The sequence below is a fragment of the Candidatus Hakubella thermalkaliphila genome (assembly GCF_013281975.1).
Taxonomy (GTDB): domain Bacteria; phylum Actinomycetota; class Humimicrobiia; order Hakubellales; family Hakubellaceae; genus Hakubella; species Hakubella thermalkaliphila.
On the sequence record NZ_BLRZ01000256.1, the window covers coordinates 1 to 1327 of the forward strand.

1 protein-coding gene and 1 pseudogene are annotated in these 1327 nt (G+C 52.4%); one reads left to right on the forward strand and one right to left on the reverse strand.

Translation table 11 applies throughout. The annotated features are described in order from the left end of the window. The coding region (gene selD / locus HW443_RS11330; protein WP_176238234.1) for a selenide, water dikinase SelD at positions 1-806 on the forward strand (806 nt) is incomplete at its 5' end. Between the two features lie 123 nt (positions 807-929). Here selD and HW443_RS13490 read toward each other — a convergent pair. Continuing rightward, a pseudogene (locus tag HW443_RS13490) lies at positions 930-1214 on the reverse strand (AIR synthase related protein); the annotation flags it as partial. Between the last annotated feature and the right edge of the window lie 113 nt (positions 1215-1327).

Consider the following 1327-nt stretch of genomic DNA (forward strand, 5'->3'; position numbering starts at 1 on the left):
TTGCTGCGGCCAATTCCCTCATTGATGCCTATGCCATGGGAGGCCGGCCCTTGAGCGTTCTGAACATCGTCTGCTTCCCCGCCTATACTTCGTCTCTGGAAACTTTGGGAGAGATATTACGGGGTGGTAGTGACAAGGCTGCTGAGGCGGGAGTGGCTATCATTGGTGGCCATACCCTGGATGACCCGGAACCAAAGTATGGCCTTGCCGTCACTGGAGTGGTGCATCCAGACAAGATAATCACTAATGCCGGGGCTCAAGTGGGAGATGAGCTAATTCTGACCAAACCTCTGGGCATGGGCATTATGACCACAGCTCTGAAGAGAGACCTTCTTTCCGAAGACCACACTCAAGAGATTATGCACATCATGGCTACTCTCAACCAAGCAGCAGCCGAAGTCATGATAGAGGCTGGAGTTAATGCCTGTACTGACATAACCGGATTCGGCCTTCTGGGTCATCTTCATGAGATGGCTCTCGCCAGCCGGGTGGGGGCCAGGGTCTATCTGGATCGGGTGCCGGTAGTTCCAGAGACCTGGAAGCTGGTCAGGGAGGATATAGCGCCTGGTGGCACCAGACGCAATCTAAGCTGGCTGTCTCACGCTGTCCTTTGGGATCCTCAGATATCAGGGGAAGCTCAACTGGTTCTCTGTGACGCCCAGACCTCAGGAGGCCTTCTGATGGCGGTATCCAGGGACAGAACAGGGAGGATGATGGAAGCTCTGACATCCGCTGGAGTCATATGTGCGACCAAAATTGGTGAGATAGTAGAGGGCCAGGCCGGCCAGATTCAGGTTCTGCCATAAGGAACTTACTTTTTACGACAAATCATTGGTAGAATTGTTAAAAATAAGAAATTAGATAAAACTTATGCCAGGGAGGCCAGCGTGAGCAGAGCAAAAGATGCTATGATAAGGATCATTCAGGAGCAGCCCGAAGACATCACTGAGGGAATTGGCCGCAGCAATGGCTCCGTAGTAGTAGGGATCATCGACTACCGGCGGAAATATGTCAACTGTCTGAACCAGAGCCAGTTCTTCATTTATCCGATAGACGCCGGCATCATCGACGGTACTGGTCCCTACCAGAACGTTAGGATCTTCGATTTTTGGTAGATAGCGCAGAACCTGCGCCAGGTCCTGAGGACCGAACTTGGCCGCTCAACCGGCACAGCGAGCCAGAGCGGTCAGTCTGATCTCTTCCCTGTTCTTCACCTGCACTCCTTAGTAAATCTCTCGGTGGTAATGCCAGTTAATTCTATCACTGACCCCAGGATTTGGAAAGCAGAAGCTCTCGAAGGAAACCATGGGGCCAGATTGGACTGGCG